Source organism: Mesorhizobium sp. P3_A10, from assembly GCF_056403175.1.
This window is the reverse complement of sequence record NZ_JBFUFZ010000002.1, coordinates 608258-623853: the sequence shown is the minus strand read 5'-3', so window position 1 is coordinate 623853 and position 15596 is coordinate 608258. Positions and strand designations below refer to the sequence as shown.

Genomic DNA, 15596 nt, shown 5'->3' with positions numbered 1-15596 from the left:
TTCGCCCCACTCCGATTTTCTTTTCACGGCTCGGCGAGCCGCGTCACTCTTCCTCGTCGGCGCGACTGCGCCGTGAGCCGGCTATGCGCGCCACGAGGTCGGCAAGCTCGGTGGGCTGGAAAGCGCCGGCCCCTATCCCCCCGGCAAGTTCCTCGCTGCCCAAGGGCAGAACCGCACTTGCAAAACCCAGCTTTTCGGCTTCCTTGAGGCGCTGCAGCGCATGCGCCACCGGTCTCACGGCCCCCGAAAGGCTGATTTCGCCGAAATAGACGCAATCGGCGGGAAGGGCAAGACCGGTGAGCGAGGAAACCAGCGCTGCCGCGACCGCGAGATCTGCGGCGGGCTCGCTAATCCGGTAGCCGCCGGCGACGTTGAGATAGACGTCATGGGTGCCAAAACGCACCCCGCAATGGGCCTCGAGCACCGCCAGGATCATCGACAGCCGGGCGCCGTCCCAGCCGACGACGGCGCGGCGCGGCGTGCCGAGCGACGACGGCGCCACCAGCGCCTGGATCTCGACCAGCACAGGCCTGGTGCCTTCCATGCCGGCAAAAACCGCGGCCCCCGGCGATTTCGCGTGGCGTTCGCCGAGGAAAAGCTCGGACGGGTTGGCGACCTCGCGCAGGCCCTTGTCCGACATTTCGAAGACGCCGATCTCGTCGGTCGGCCCGAACCGATTCTTCACCGTGCGCAGGATGCGGTAGTGGTGGCCGCCTTCGCCCTCGAAATAGAGCACCGCGTCGACCATGTGCTCGACGACGCGCGGGCCGGCGATCTGGCCTTCCTTGGTGACATGGCCGACCAGCACGATCGCCGCCCCTGTGGATTTCGCATAGCGGATCATCGCCTGGGCGGAGGCGCGCACCTGGGTGACGGTGCCGGGTGCCGAATCGGCCATGTCGGTCCACAGCGTCTGGATCGAATCGAGGATCACCAGGTCAGGCCGCTTGCCATCGGCGATTGTCGCCAGGATGTCCTCGACATTGGTCTCGGCCGCAAGTTCGACCGGCGTGTCGGCGACGCCAAGCCGCTGCGCGCGCAGCCTGATCTGGGCGACCGCTTCTTCGCCCGAGACATAGACGATGCGGTGGCCTTTGGCCGCGAGCGCTGCCGCAGCCTGGGTCAAAAGCGTCGATTTGCCGATACCGGGATCGCCGCCGACCAGAAGTGCGGAGCCGCGCACGAACCCGCCGCCTGTGGCGCGGTCGAGTTCGCCGATGCCGGAGATGATGCGCGGCGCATCCTCGATGTCGCCCGACAGCGTGGTCAGCACCACGGCGCGGCCCTTGCGGGCGTTGCGCGTGTTGGCCGGACCCGAACCGATGCCGCCCGACGTGCCTTCCTCGACCAGCGTGTTCCACTCGCCACAGGCATCGCATTTGCCGGCCCAGCGCTGATGCACCGATCCGCAATTCTGGCAGATGAACTGGACGCGGGATTTGGCCACGCTGTTACCTTCCCGCCAATTGGCGAGCGTGGTGATCCTTCGCGCCCCCCTCTGTCCTGCCCGACATCTCCCCCACCAGGGGGGAGATCGGATTGCGCGAAAGGTTTCGCCAATTTTCAACGTTGCAACGAAGAGCGCCGCAGTGGGCGACAGCCAATCTCCCCACTTGTGGGGGAGATGTCCGGCAGGACAGAGGGGGGCGCCGTAGAGCGCCAAGATCCCCCATCTTTGCTTCGATTTCGGACAAGCTACTCAAACCGATCTGGCAAATGATGCTCTTCGGCCAGGTCAGAGAATCGCGTGAACTCGCCGTGGAAGGCGAGGCTGACCGAGCCGGTCGGGCCGTGGCGTTGCTTGGCGACGATGACCTCGGCCTTCCCGCGCATCTCTTCCATCTCGTTCTGCCACTTCATGTATTCGTCGGTGCCGGGCTTCGGCTCGCGGTTCTTCAGATAGTATTCCTCGCGATAGACGAACATCACCACGTCGGCGTCCTGCTCGATTGAGCCGGATTCACGAAGGTCGGAGAGCTGTGGACGCTTGTCTTCGCGGCTTTCGACCTGACGCGACAGCTGCGACAGCGCGATGATCGGCACGGCCAGTTCCTTGGCCAACGCCTTGAGGCCAGTGGTGATCTCGGTGATTTCCTGCACGCGGTTCTGCGAGGACTTGGCGGACGAACCCTGCATCAGCTGGATATAGTCGATGACGATGAGGTCGAGGCCGCGCTGGCGCTTCAGGCGGCGCGCGCGGGCCGACAGCTGGGCGATCGAAATGCCGCCGGTCTGGTCGATGAACAGCGGGATCTTCTGCATGGTCTGCGAGCAGGCGACCAGCTTTTCGAAATCCATCTCGGAAATCTCGCCGCGGCGGATTTTCGAGGACGAGATTTCCGTCTGTTCGGAAATGATGCGGGTGGCGAGCTGTTCGGACGACATTTCCAGCGAGAAGAAGCCGACGACGCCGCCATTGGCCGCCTTGAACGAGCCATCCGCCTGCTGCGCCGGCTCATACATCTCGGCAATGTTGAAGGCGATGTTGGTGGCCAAAGATGTCTTGCCCATGCCCGGGCGTCCGGCGATGATGATCAGATCGGATGACTGCAGGCCACCCATGCGGCGGTCGAGGTCCCGCATGCCGGTGGCAAGGCCCGACAGATGGCCGTCGCGCATATAGGCGGCATTGGCCATGTCGACGGCGGTCTTGACCGCATCGGTAAAGCTTTCGAAGCCGCCATCGTAGCGCCCGGTCTCGGCCAGTTCGAACAGGCGCCGCTCGGCATCCTCGATCTGCTCGGACGGCGACATGTCGACCGGCGCGTCATAGGCGATGTTGACCATGTCCTCGCCGACGGTGATCAGCGCGCGCCGCGTCGCCAGATCGTAGATGGCGCGGCCATAGTCGGTGGCGTTGACGACGGTGACGGCTTCGACCGCCAGCCGCACGACATATTGCGCCACCGTCATGTCGCCGACCTTCTCATCGGCCGGCAGGAAGGTTTTCAGCGTGATCGGCGTCGCCACCTTGCCCATGCGGATGAGCTCGGCCGCGACCTCGAAGATCTTGCGATGCAGCGGCTCGTAGAAATGGCCGGACTTCAGAAAGTCGGAGACGCGGTAGAAGGCATCATTGTTGACGAGGATGGCGCCGAGCAGCGCCTGCTCGGCCTCGATGTTGTTTGGTGCCTCGCGATAGAGCGGTGTTTCCGCCACGCCGAATTTGCGCGCTGCCTCAGCCATGATGTCCCCGATTTCGATCCCGGCTTCTCGATATCAGAACGAGCAAAAGCCGGTGCTGACTTATCTGCAACAGTGTCTGTCCAACCAGCTTTGATGCCCACTGTTCACAGGACCGACTCGCCGTCCACAGGACAAAATCCCCGTGCTCCGATTCCGGTTGACTCGCCAGTTGGTGATTCTAAGGGAGCGTCAGGAACGAAGCAAGAACAATCGACGGAACCTCGTGGGTTAAGGTGACCTGCCGTTCGCTTCATCACATAGGTGAATCCGACCGCGCTCGATTGTCCGCTGAGGATGTGTGGATAACGATGTTGAAGCCTTCGTCGGGCTGCGGACGGACAAAGTAGCTTGTGAACAGATCGTAGTCCGCTTCACTGACCTGGAACGGATGTTCGCCACGTCTGTTTCGCTCCAGGAGCCTTTGCTTGCAGACCGTATCGGGCAGCTCGAGCAGATGCAGTTCGTGGGCCACACCGGCCTGGGCGATCAGCGAACGCATCCAGTCGCGATGGCTGACAGTGTTCGCCGGAAAGTCCAGAACCACCGAAAGGCCTTGCTGCAAGATATCGACAATGTGCGGTGCCATGGCAGCACGCAGCCGCGCCGAAAGACGGTCGTAATCGTCGATTGTCTTCAACTCATCGGAGAACAGATGTGAGGTCCAGTGATCTTCGCTGATCAGCAAGGTCGCCGGTCGCGCTGCAATGCGTCTCGCAAGCGTCGACTTCCCTGCGGCGATCTTTCCGCAAAGGAGGTGCAAAACCGGTGGGTGACCCTGTTCCATATCGTGAGAATAGCCGGCCCGGTGTTTCCCTGCCAGCACGCTCACGATTTCTCCGCCGGATCAGCCGTCAGCGCCGAGTGTGTTGCCCCAGTCCAGCCGCCGCGCAGCCTTGAACAGCTCGCCGTCACGCTTGGTGAACAGCTTCTCGCCGGCGCTGCCGTCCGGTTCGCAAAGTTTCAGCAACACCTTGCCGGAACCCGATTTCGGCGGCGCGATTACCCGCGCGGGGTGTGAGGACGCGGCCTGCCGCGAGGCGGCGACGTAGATGAACTTCTCGTCCTCCCACGGCACGTCGGCGTCCTTGGCCAGCCGGTGCAGGCGCGAGCGGGCGACACGGCGGGCGAAATGGCACCAGTCGGGCGGGCTGACAGGGCAAGGCGCGTCATGCGGGCATGGGGCAAGCACATGCGCGCCGGCCTCGATCAACTGCCGGCGCACGGCGAGGATGCGCTGCCAGCCGGCTGGCGTGCCGGGTTCGACGATCAGCAGCGTATCGCCGGTCAATTGCCACAGCCGGTCGACCAGTTTTGGCAGCGATGCCGGCGCGATCTCGTCAAGCACATAGGCGCAGGTGACGAGATCGGCCGGTTTGAGATCGCCAAGATCGATGGTGACGTCGCCGGCGCGCCAGTCTGTCGTGGCGGAGATGGCATCAACAGCGAGCGACTGGCCGATCTTGCGCACTGCGGCACTGGCTTCCAGCAGCACCGCCTGTTCGAGGTCTGGCCAGAGGTCGGTCGTGGCCCAAAGCACCGTGCCGGGGCCGGCGCCGACGTCGAGCAAGGTCTTTGGCACATAGTCCGGCCGGGCCGCATTCAGTTGGTCGAGGCTGGCGCGGACGGCGGCATAGGTCGCCGGCAGCCGCGTCGCCAGATAGGCTTTGACCGCCATATCTTCGGCCATGTGCAGGCGGCCGTCCCGCAATTCGGCGCGGTAGCGGTCCGAAAGCGTTTTCGCCGCTTGCTTGAGCACCGGCAGCGGCACCGTTTCGAGGATACGCTCGACGCCCTGTCGCAGTGGGGCAGGCAGTTCCATCGTTCAGGCACTCATGAAAAAGGTCTCGCGATAACGAGACCTTTTTCATGGTTGGGCAGGCAATGGCAAGAACAATGGCCGATTGGTAGCTTCGGCGGTCTATTCCTAATCCGCCACCTTGCGGCGTCGAGCCGGCTTGGCCGCCGGCTGCTCGTGGCGATGCCCGATCTCGCGCATTTCCAGCGCCTTCTCGCATTTGGCGATGTAGTCGCGGGCCACCGGCAGCGTATCGTTCTTCTTCGCGATCTGGATCTGGAAGATCACCAGATCCTGCCAGCGGAAGGCGGCTTCCGAGGCGGCCAGATAAAACTCCCACATGCGGCAGAAGCGCTCGTCATAGATCGCCTTGGCCTTGTCGCGGTTGGCGGCAAAGCGCTGGCTCCAGTGCTTCAGCGTATCGGCATAGTGCAGCCGCAGAATCTCGACATCGGTGACGACGAGGCCCGACTTCTCAATCGCCGGCATCACTTCGGAGAGCGAGGGGATGTAGCCGCCCGGGAAAATGTATTTGCGGATGAAGGCACTGGTTGCCCACGGCACGCCGGAGCGGCCGATCGTGTGCAGCAGCATGACGCCGTCCGGCTTCAAGAGCGTCGCCGACTTGTCGAAGAAGGTGCGGTAGTGGTTGACGCCGACATGTTCGAACATGCCGACCGAAACGATGCGGTCAAAGCGCTCGTTGAGCTCGCGGTAGTCCTTCAGTTCGAAATGCACACGGTTTTCCAGGCCCTGCGCGTGCGCACGGTCGGTGGCGACGCCATGCTGCTCGGTCGACAGCGTCACACCTTGCACGTCGACGTCGAAGGATTTTGCCAGAAACAGACCAAGCCCGCCCCAGCCGGAGCCGATGTCGAGCACCGTCTGGCCGGCCTTCAGTCTCAGCTTGGCGGCGATGTGGCGCTTCTTGGCCGCCTGCGCCTCGTCCAGCGTCATATCAGGCTGTTCGAAATAGGCGCAGGAATACTGCATGTCCTCGTCGAGGAAGAGCCGGTAGAGATCCCCCGACAGATCATAGTGGCGCTGCACGTTGCGGCGCGCACGCGTTGCGGTGTTGATCTGCTGCAGGCGGCGGAAGGCGTGGCGCAGGCCCTCGATCGCCTTCGCCCAGGTGGCGTCGATGCCGCCGCTGCCCATGTTCTGGAAGGCGATGCGCATCACGCCCAGCGCGCCGCCCTCGATTATGTCAAGTTCGCCGTCCATGTAGGCTTCCGGCACCGCCAGCATCGGGTCGAAGGTGATGGCGCGCTCGGCATGCGCGGTCTTGATGTGCATGTGCACCATCTCGCCGCTTCCGTCGCCGAACACCACTGTCGCGCCCTTGGGTCCGGTAACCTTGAGACTGCCCGTGCGCACTAGGCGGTCGAGAACCCGTTTGAGCAGAATATTCATGACCAATTGTCCCCTTTCGGTCAGACAGCCTGTCCAATTCTGCAACAATATATAGGGTTTCGAAAAGTTCCGCTTGGCACAAAAATGCCCGGGCAAGAGGCCCGGGCATTGGTCCACAAAGGCTGGATGCTGACAAAGTGATGAGAACGCCGCTCTGGCGCTCCCTCATGCTTGATCAGGCGTTCTCTTCGCCGCCTTCGAACTCGGTGTTCGGGTCGAAGAAGTTTTCCGGGCGAGCGTTGTCGTTGATGTCGTCGCCATAGATGGCTTCGGCGGTGGTCAGCGTCTCGCCCTTGGCCTGACGCTCGGCTTCGTCGGCCGTGCGAGCGATGTTGAGGGTGATGGTGACCTCGACTTCCGGATGCAGCGCGATCGCCACATTGGTCAGGCCGATGGTCTTGATCGGCTGATTGAGCAGGATCTGGTTGCGGTTGACCGAGAAACCACCGGCCGTCAGCAGATCGGCGATGTCGCGGGTCGACACCGAACCGTAGAGCTGGCCGGTTTCACCAGCCGAACGCACGGCGATGAAGCTCTTGCCGTCGAGCTTTTCGGCAACCTCTGAGGCTTCCGACTTGCGCTCGAGGTTGCGGGCTTCGAGCTGGGCGCGCTGTCCCTCGAACTTCTTCTTGTTGGCTTCATTGGCGCGCAGCGCCTTGCCCTGCGGCAGCAGGAAATTGCGGGCGAACCCGTCCTTGACCTTGACGGTGTCGCCCATCTGGCCGAGGCGGGAAACGCGTTCGAGAAGAATGACTTCCATGGTTTTGTTCCTTTGGTTTGGGTGCCAATCCATGGGATCGGCTCCGAATTATCTGGAACAGGTCAGGAAGCTTGAGCGCCCTGGGCGCTGGTGTCGCTGTCCTGCCTGTCGCGGCAGTTAGAGGTTTTCACCTCAACCCGGGATTTGAAGCAAACCCTGCGGCGCCCGTCGCCGTGGGGAGAAAAAAGCGGGCGGCGAACCGCCCGCTCGAAAGTCTTAGCGAACCACGTAGGGCAGCAGGCCGAGGAAGCGGGCGCGCTTGATCGCCTTGGCGAGCTCGCGCTGCTTCTTCTGGCTGACGGCGGTGATGCGCGACGGCACGATCTTGCCGCGCTCGGAAATGTAGCGCTGCAGCAGACGCACGTCCTTGTAATCGATCTTGGGCGCGTTTGCGCCGGAGAACGGGCAGGTCTTGCGGCGGCGGTGGAACGGGCGCCGGGTCGGGATCTGATTGATGTCGACCATTATTCTGCACCCCCTTCAAAGCCTTCGCGCGGACGGCGCGGACCACGATCGGCACCAGCGTCGCCAAACGAGCGCGGCGGACGATCGCCACGGTCGCCGCGATCACGGTCGCCGAACGAGCGCGGGCCACGATCGCCACGGTCGCGGTCGCCGAAGCCGCCGCGTTCCGAGCGCTCTTCGCGCTTCTGCATCATGGCCGACGGGCCTTCCTCATGCGCCTCGACCTTGACGGTCAGGAAACGCAGCACGTCCTCGGACAGACCCATCTGGCGCTCCATCTCGTTGAGCGCTGCCGGCGGGCAGGTGAGGTCCATAAGCGTGTAGTATGCCTTCCGGTTCTTGTTGACCCGGTAGGTGAGGGACTTCAATCCCCAGTTCTCGACCCGGCCGACGGACCCGCCATTCGCGGAGATGACACCCTTGTACTGTTCGACAAGCGCATCGACCTGCTGCTGCGAGAGGTCCTGCCGGGCAAGAAACACATGTTCGTATAGAGCCATAGTGGTTCAGTGCCTTTCTTCGTTTCTCTCCCGGTTCTCGCGGCAAAAGCCTCTGCAACTTCTCTGACCCGCTGATCCCTTGAGGGGGCGGGGAAGAAAGGAGCATTTCGAGACGGTCGAGAGCGGAGACACGGGAGGCGGAAGCGCTTCTGGCTTCACACGAAGGTTTTGGATAAAACCGCCGGCCCTCCGTTCAGCCCCCAGCAAGGACCGGCAGATTGCGGGCGTCTATACAGCAATCCGGCTGGAAGGCAAGCGCAAGCCGCATCCCGGACAGCGTCCTTGGCGTCGCAGGGCCGAAATGCCGGCGTTCAACTCGTATGGGCGACGAGCTTGTCGACCGTTTCGGGGAAGAAGTCGGGCGCTGCGTGGCGCTTGCCGAACATCATGTCGTATTGCAGCAGGCGGAAATCGTTGATCGCCGGATCGATCGTCTTCTGCCGTGCCCAGTCGGGCGTGGCGTCGCCCGCCGGCGTCAAAAGCAGATTGCGGTCGACGACACGGTAGTGTTCGCGCAAGGCGCCCAGGAAGCCGGTGTAATAGGGGTGGCTGATGCCGGCCATGGTCAGGATATGATAGGGCAGGAAGGCCGGGCTGACCGCGCCCATGTCCTCGGCCGGACCCGTCCGGTTCGACCACAGGATCAGCGGCGTCTGGTGATGCTCGAGCGCCGCCTCGGCCGACGGTTCCTTGCGCGGCGCGACATTATCCTTCAGGAAACCGGTCTCGACATAGACCGGTCCGAGCGGCGGCAGATGGTCGCCGAAAAAGGCGATGACCGTCGGCCGGTCGCGCTTCTTCGCCCATTCGATCAGCCGCTCGAGGCCGCGGTCGGCATCGGCGGAGCCTTCGGCATAGCTCAACAGCGATTCACGCGCCCACGGGCTGATCCGCGCGTCGACCTTGTGGGTCGGATTGTAATAGCGATGCGGCTCGTAGGGGCCATGGTTCTGCAGGCTGACGGCGAAGAAGAACACCGGATCGTCGCTGGCGTCGGCCTCGCGGATGATCTCGTCGGTCATCGCCGCGTCCGAGGCCAGGGGTCCGCGCTTTTCCAGATAGGGCAGGTTTTCTTCCGACTTGAAGTCGTTGAAGCCAAAATCGGCATAGACCGCGCCGCGGTTCCAGAACCAGTTGGTGCCGGGATGGATGGCGCGCGCCCTGTAGCCCTCGCTTTTCAGGAACGTCGCCAGCGAAGGCGTCGGCGTGCGCACATACTGCTGGTAAGGGATGCTGCCGGCCGGCAGGAAGGCATTGGAAAAGCCGGTCAGCGCCTCGAATTCGATGTTGGCGGTCATGCCGCCGAATTCGGGCGAAAACATATAGCCTGAGCGCAGCGCCCGCACATTGGGGATCGGGTCGGGCGTGATGGTGACGCCCGGCAGTTTGGTCGCATCCCAGAAGGATTCGCTCATAACGATGATGATGTCGGGCTTCTCTGCCGGCACCGAGGCCGTCACATCGGACCTGTCGATCGCCGCGATCGCCTTTTCGGAGTAGCCCGCCGGCGCCGAGACATGGGCCATCGGCACGTTGAGCGCGAAGGCGAGCGCAAAGCCGTTTGAGGCGTAGTTTTCCTTCTGGTCCCACATGATCGGGATGATCTGCAGCCGATCCCGGGTCCACGAGAAGGTGGCATAGTCCATGATCGAGACGACGAAGGCGAGCAGCGGCACGGTCAGCGTCAGCCGGGCGAGCCGGCCTTTGTGGCTGAGCGCCGGCACCCGGCGGCGCCATAGGCGCCAGCCATAGACGAGCAGCGACAGCCCGCCGACGATGCCAACCGCCATCATGATGGCGGTTCCCGGGCGATCGCGCACCAGAAGCGGCATCAGCGCCACGATCTGGCGGGAGTAGAGGAAGTCGGTGGGATAGAGCGGGTCGCCGAGATAGAGTGACTTCTGGTGGCCGACAAACGCCAGCGCCAGGGTCAGCGGCGCGACGATCATCAGGCTCTGGTGGCTGCGGCCGAGCACGGCATCGAGGCCGATCAGGATCAGCGCGAAGATAATGATGGTGGTCCAGCCCGGCTTGAACGGCTGCAGGAAGAAGCCGACAGTGCCCATGAAGTCGCCGCGCACGATCAGTTCGATTGCGAAAACCAGGATCGCGGACGCGAGCAGGCTGAGCAGGCCATAGCGGATAACAGGCCATTTCCGGCCCGGCAGATAGCCGGTGGACGGATCGCCTTCCAGAAACTGCGGCGCGGCCTTGCCAGCGCGCTTCAAACGGTTTGCCACCTTAAAATCCCCGGCCCGCAACAAATGCGTCATCGAATTGTCATCGAACTGTCACGCAAAGCTAGCGCCTGTGGCGAAAATGAGAAGAGCCAGCAAACGAATCGTGTTCGGTTTTCATCATGAGTGATCGCCAAAAAGCCTTTTGGATCAGACACTCGCCCAGTGAAGCCGTGCCGAAACCGGTCGCGATTGGCCCCCGGTGGACTTGACTTGGCCGCCCGCCTTGCGTCACAGGCAGGGAAAAACCAGCCTCTGGAGCCTCACATGGCCGTCGCATTCACCTTTCCGGGACAGGGCAGCCAGGCTGTCGGCATGGGCAAGGACCTTGCCGACGCCTTTCCAGAAGCGCGCCGGATCTTCGAGGAGGTCGACGAAGCGCTCGGCGAAAACCTGTCGAAGCTGATCTGGGAAGGGCCGGAGGAGACGCTGACGCTGACCGCCAATGCCCAGCCGGCGCTGATGGCGGTGTCGCTGGCGGCGATCCGGGCACTGGAAGCGCGCGGCTTTTCGCTGAAGGACAAGGTCGCCTATGTCGCCGGCCATTCGCTCGGCGAATATTCGGCACTTGCCGCCGCCGGTTTTGTGTCCGTCGCCGATGCCGCCCGGCTGTTGCGCATTCGCGGCAACGCCATGCAGGCGGCGGTGCCGGCCGGCGAGGGCGCCATGGCGGCGATCATCGGGCTGGAGCAGGCCGATGTTGAAGCCGCCTGCGCGGAAGCCGCCCAAGGCTCCGTCTGCCAGGTTGCCAACGACAATGGCGGCGGCCAGCTGGTGATTTCCGGCGCCAAAGCCGCGGTCGAGCTGGCGGCGAAGCTGTGCACCGAAAAGGGCGCCAAGCGGGCCTTGATGCTGCAGGTCTCCGCCCCCTTCCATTCGGCGCTGATGGCGCCCGCGGCCAATGTTATGCGCGAGGCGCTGGCCGGCGTGACGAAGAACGCACCGGTCGTGCCTGTCGTCTCCAACGTGTCGGTGACCCCGACCAGCGATCAGGACGCCATCGCCAGCCGCCTGGTCGAACAGGTGACTGGCCGCGTGCGCTGGCGCGAAACGGTGGAGTGGTTTGGCCAAAACGGTGTTACCACACTCTACGAAGTGGGCGCCGGCAAGGTGCTGTCGGGGCTGGCGCGGCGCATCAACCGCGACATCGCCACCGGCGCCATCGGCACGGCGGCCGATGTCGAGGCGGCGCTGGCGGGGCTTGCATAATCAACTGTGATTGACTGTGATTGACCCTACCCCTGTGAAGGGGGCTCGCTTGGATCAGGAGACAAAAATGTTCGAATTGACCGGCCGCAAGGCGCTCGTCACCGGCGCATCGGGGGGCATTGGCGAGGCGATCGCACGGGTGCTGCATGCGCAAGGCGCCATCGTCGGCCTGCATGGCACGCGCGTCGAGAAACTGGAGACGCTGGCCGCCGAGCTCGGAGACCGGGTCAAGCTGTTTCCGGCCAACCTGTCGAACCGCGACGAGGTCAAGGCGCTCGGCCAGAAGGCGGAGGCCGATCTCGAAGGCGTCGACATTCTGGTCAACAATGCCGGCATCACCAAGGACGGGCTGTTCGTGCGCATGGCGGACGCCGACTGGGACAGTGTGATGGAGGTCAATCTTACCGCCGTGTTCCGGCTGACCCGCGAACTCACCCATCCAATGATGCGGCGCCGGCACGGCCGCATCATCAACATCACCTCAGTGGTCGGTGTCACCGGCAATCCCGGCCAGACCAACTATTGCGCCACCAAGGCCGGCATGATCGGCTTTTCCAAGTCGTTGGCGCAGGAGATCGCCACCCGCAACATCACCGTCAACTGCGTCGCTCCGGGCTTCATCGAATCGGCAATGACCGACAAGCTCAACGACAAGCAGAAAGAGGCGATCATGGCAGCGATCCCGACCCGGCGCATGGGCACCAGCGCCGAAGTCGCCTCCGCCGTCGCCTATCTCGCTTCCAACGAGGCGGCCTATGTTACCGGCCAGACCATTCATGTGAATGGCGGCATGGCAATGATCTAACAGTTGCGGGAAAACACCCCATTTCGGCTTGGACGCGCGCTATTTTTCGTGTAATGCGGCCCGCAACCCGGCGGTTCGGGCAAAAACCGGTCCGTCGCCGTTGCGTTTCCGGCAGGACCATCTTTCAGCTTGATTAGCGGCATTCTGCCCGCTAACGAAGACAGACAAACAAAAGACGAGGATGCCCCAAATGAGTGACACCGCAGAGCGCGTCAAGAAGATCGTCATCGAACACCTTGGCGTCGAAGCCGACAAGGTGACGGAGCAGGCGAGCTTCATCGATGATCTGGGCGCAGACAGCCTCGACACGGTCGAACTCGTCATGGCGTTCGAAGAAGAGTTCGGCGTCGAGATTCCGGACGATGCGGCCGAGACCATCCTCACCGTCGGCGACGCTGTGAAGTACATCGACAAGGCCTCGGCCTGAGGCTTTTCGCAGGCATCACCGGGGAGGACCTGCGATGAGGCGTGTCGTCGTCACGGGCCTTGGCCTGGTTTCGCCTTTCGGCATGGGCTTCGAGCACAGCTGGAAGGAACTTCTGACCGGCCGCAGTGCGGCGAAGCGCGTCACCGAGTTTGAAGTGGAAGATCTTGCCTGCAAGATCGCCCACGTCATTCCTCGCGGTGACGGCTCCAACGGTACGCTCAATCCCGAAGCCGTGCTCGAGCCCAAGGAACTGCGCAAGATCGGCGACTTCATCCTTTACGGGATCGCGGCCGCCGACGAAGCGCTGAAGGATTCCGGCTGGGAGCCTGCGAACGAGCAGGAGCGCTGCGCCACCGGCGTCATGATCGGCTCCGGCATTGGCGGCCTAGAAGGCATCGCCGAAAACGCCATCATCCTGAAGGAACGCGGCCCGCGCCGCATCAGCCCATTCTTCATTCCTGGCAACATCATCAACCTGGTGTCCGGGCAAGTGTCGATCCGGCACGGGCTGAAAGGCCCCAACCACGCCGTCGTCACCGCTTGTTCGACCGGCGCGCACGCCATTGGCGATGCCGCCCGGCTGATCATCTTCGGCGACGCCGACGTGATGCTGGCCGGCGGTGCCGAATCGCCGGTGACGCGGCTTTCGCTTGCCGGCTTCGCCGCTTGCCGGGCGCTGTCCACCGAGCGCAACGACACGCCGGAAAAAGCCTCGCGTCCCTATGACCGCGACCGCGACGGCTTCGTCATGGGTGAGGGCGCCGGCGTTGTCGTGCTGGAAGAACTCGAACACGCCAAGGCGCGTGGCGCAAAAATCTATGCCGAGGTCACTGGCTACGGCCTGACCGGCGACGCCTATCATATCACCGCGCCTGCCGAAGACGGCGACGGCGCTTTCCGCTGCATGACCGCGGCGTTGAACCGGGCCAAGCTCACCCCGTCCGATCTGGACTACATCAACGCCCACGGCACCTCGACCATGGCCGACACCATCGAGCTCGGCGCCGTCGAGCGGCTGGTCGGCAATGCCGCGTCGAAGATTTCGATGTCGTCGACCAAGTCGTCGATCGGCCATCTTCTGGGGGCGGCGGGTGCGGCCGAGGCGATCTTCTCGATCCTTGCCATTCGCAACAACATCGCGCCGGCGACCATCAATCTCGACAACCCGGAGCGCGAGACGGCGATCGACCTAGTGGCGAACACGCCGCGGGCTCGCCAGATCGATGTGGCGCTGTCCAATTCCTTCGGCTTTGGCGGCACCAATGCCTCGCTCGTCTTCCAGCGCTACAATGGCTGACCGGCCCGTCAACACGCTGTCGTCAATTTTGCCATATTCGCCCCTACTCTGCCCGAGGGGATTCGTTGAGAGATCAAACGGCAGGGCACAATGAACACAAATCCGGCAGGCAACGGAGAATTCGGGCAGCGACAGGCTGCTCCCGGTCCGATCGTGCCGAAGACGGCCAGCGAGGCATTGCGGCCTGAAGCCGGCACACCACCGCCGCGGCGTTCGCGCGCCTCGCGCAGCCAGGTCGTCGTGTTCATGAACTTCGTCATCTCCTCTGTGATGCTGATGGTTCTGGCGGCCGGCATCACGCTTTATTTTGGCAAGCAGGCATTCAACGAGGCGGGCCCTTCGGCCAATGGTGACACGTTCCTGGTCAAGTCGAACTCGGGCGTCCAGGATATCGCCGACCAGCTCGAGCGGCGCGGACTGATCAGCGACGCCCGCATCTTCCGCCTTGGCGTGCGCGCCTACGGCAACGATTCCGCGCTGAAGGCCGGCGAATACGAGATCAAGCCCAAGGCCTCGATGCGCGAGATCATGGAACTCTTGAAGAGCGGCAAGTCGGTGATGTATTCGCTGACCATTCCCGAAGGGCTGACCGTCGAGCAGGCGATGCAGCGCATCGCCGATCAGGTAGCGTTGACCGGCGACATGCCGGCGGCCATGCCGCTGGAGGGCAGCCTCGCTACCGACACGTTGCGCTTCACCCGTGGCGCCACGCGCCAGCAGATGGTCGACAAGCTTCTGGCCGACCAGAAGAAGCTGGTCGACGACGTCTGGCAGCGGCGCGCGCCCGACCTGCCGCTCGCCAACGTCGAGGACTTCGTGACGCTGGCTTCGATCGTCGAGAAGGAGACGGGCAGGGGTGACGAGCGCTCGCGCGTGGCTGCCGTCTTCCTCAACCGGCTGGCCAAGGGCATGCGGTTGCAATCCGACCCGACCATTATCTACGGCCTGTTCGGCGGCAAGGGCAAACCGGCCGACCGCCCGATCTACCAGTCCGACATCCAGAAGCCGACGCCCTACAACACCTATCTGATCAACGGCCTGCCGCCGACGCCGATTGCCAATCCCGGCCGCGCCGCGCTCGAAGCCGTCGCCAATCCGTCGAAGACCGGTGATCTCTATTTCGTCGCTGACGGCACCGGCGGCCATGTCTTTGCGGCGACGCTCGAAGAGCACAATGAGAACGTTGCCCGTTACCGGGCGCTGCAGAAGAAGCAGGCCGAAGATGCCGCCAAAACCGGCGCCGACCAGACTGGCGCCGACAAGCCGGCCGAAACCGGCGATGACGGTGACGGCAGCGATACCGGTGACAATGGCGACGCCGGCGGCGATGCCGGAGCCGCCCAGTAGCGCCGATTTTTGAAATCGCCCCTCGCGTTCCATTTGAACGCGCCAGGGACGCTCTAAGACTTTATAAGAGCGCCCAGCGTCGGCTTGAACACGCATGGGACGCTCCGGCATTTTGAAGCCAGGCATGATCCGGAGCGCTTTCGGGGCAAGCCGCC

Annotated in this window: 14 protein-coding genes; 5 read left to right on the top strand and 9 right to left on the bottom strand. The window is 63.5% G+C overall.

The window, feature by feature from the left end; translation table 11 throughout:
* Positions 1-43: 43 nt before the first annotated feature.
* From radA to AC1DXU_RS09815, 9 genes are all read right to left on the bottom strand, one after another.
* The gene (radA, locus tag AC1DXU_RS09855) at positions 44-1447 is read right to left on the bottom strand and encodes a DNA repair protein RadA (RefSeq protein WP_477367560.1); all 1404 of its coding nucleotides are present in this window, start codon (positions 1445-1447) and stop codon (positions 44-46) included.
* A 248-nt stretch (positions 1448-1695) separates the two neighbouring features.
* Complete coding sequence (locus AC1DXU_RS09850) at positions 1696-3186, bottom strand: replicative DNA helicase (protein WP_477319486.1); 1491 nt, start codon at positions 3184-3186, stop codon at positions 1696-1698.
* Positions 3187-3439: 253 nt separating this feature from the next.
* Positions 3440-4015: a P-loop nucleotide/nucleoside kinase family protein gene (locus AC1DXU_RS09845; protein ID WP_477367557.1), complete on the bottom strand. Its 576-nt coding sequence runs from the start codon at positions 4013-4015 to the stop codon at positions 3440-3442.
* A 15-nt stretch (positions 4016-4030) separates the two neighbouring features.
* Positions 4031-5005, bottom strand: coding sequence for a small ribosomal subunit Rsm22 family protein (locus AC1DXU_RS09840; protein WP_477367554.1), 975 nt, complete (start codon positions 5003-5005; stop codon positions 4031-4033).
* A 105-nt stretch (positions 5006-5110) separates the two neighbouring features.
* Positions 5111-6394, bottom strand: a complete 1284-nt coding sequence (locus AC1DXU_RS09835; protein WP_477367551.1) for a class I SAM-dependent methyltransferase — start codon at positions 6392-6394, stop codon at positions 5111-5113.
* 175 nt (positions 6395-6569) lie between these two features.
* A complete protein-coding gene (gene rplI, locus AC1DXU_RS09830; RefSeq protein ID WP_477319478.1) occupies positions 6570-7154 on the bottom strand; it encodes a 50S ribosomal protein L9 in 585 nt (194 codons plus the stop codon).
* A gap of 216 nt (positions 7155-7370) precedes the next feature.
* Positions 7371-7619 carry a 30S ribosomal protein S18 gene (gene rpsR / locus AC1DXU_RS09825; RefSeq protein WP_006203718.1) on the bottom strand — a complete coding sequence of 83 codons (249 nt, stop codon included), beginning with the start codon at positions 7617-7619 and terminating at the stop codon, positions 7371-7373.
* Positions 7619-8119, bottom strand: coding sequence for a 30S ribosomal protein S6 (rpsF, locus tag AC1DXU_RS09820; protein ID WP_477272221.1), 501 nt, complete (start codon positions 8117-8119; stop codon positions 7619-7621). The genes rpsR and rpsF overlap by 1 nt, the downstream gene beginning before the upstream one ends.
* 311 nt (positions 8120-8430) lie before the next feature.
* A complete protein-coding gene (locus tag AC1DXU_RS09815; protein WP_477367548.1) occupies positions 8431-10392 on the bottom strand; it encodes an LTA synthase family protein in 1962 nt (653 codons plus the stop codon).
* Between the two features lie 231 nt (positions 10393-10623).
* Here AC1DXU_RS09815 and fabD point away from each other — a divergent pair, with 231 nt between their 5' ends.
* From fabD to mltG, 5 genes are all read left to right on the top strand, one after another.
* A complete protein-coding gene (gene fabD, locus AC1DXU_RS09810) occupies positions 10624-11565 on the top strand; it encodes an ACP S-malonyltransferase (RefSeq protein ID WP_477367545.1) in 942 nt (313 codons plus the stop codon).
* Positions 11566-11632: 67 nt separating this feature from the next.
* Positions 11633-12370, top strand: a complete 738-nt coding sequence (gene fabG, locus AC1DXU_RS09805) for a 3-oxoacyl-[acyl-carrier-protein] reductase (RefSeq protein WP_477272227.1) — start codon at positions 11633-11635, stop codon at positions 12368-12370.
* Between the two features lie 190 nt (positions 12371-12560).
* Positions 12561-12797 carry an acyl carrier protein gene (locus tag AC1DXU_RS09800; RefSeq protein ID WP_056109445.1) on the top strand — a complete coding sequence of 79 codons (237 nt, stop codon included), beginning with the start codon at positions 12561-12563 and terminating at the stop codon, positions 12795-12797.
* 34 nt (positions 12798-12831) lie between these two features.
* The gene (fabF, locus tag AC1DXU_RS09795) at positions 12832-14094 is read left to right on the top strand and encodes a beta-ketoacyl-ACP synthase II (RefSeq protein ID WP_477367542.1); all 1263 of its coding nucleotides are present in this window, start codon (positions 12832-12834) and stop codon (positions 14092-14094) included.
* Positions 14095-14184: 90 nt separating this feature from the next.
* Positions 14185-15441 carry an endolytic transglycosylase MltG gene (mltG, locus tag AC1DXU_RS09790; RefSeq protein WP_477367539.1) on the top strand — a complete coding sequence of 419 codons (1257 nt, stop codon included), beginning with the start codon at positions 14185-14187 and terminating at the stop codon, positions 15439-15441.
* The last annotated feature ends 155 nt before the right edge of the window (positions 15442-15596 follow it).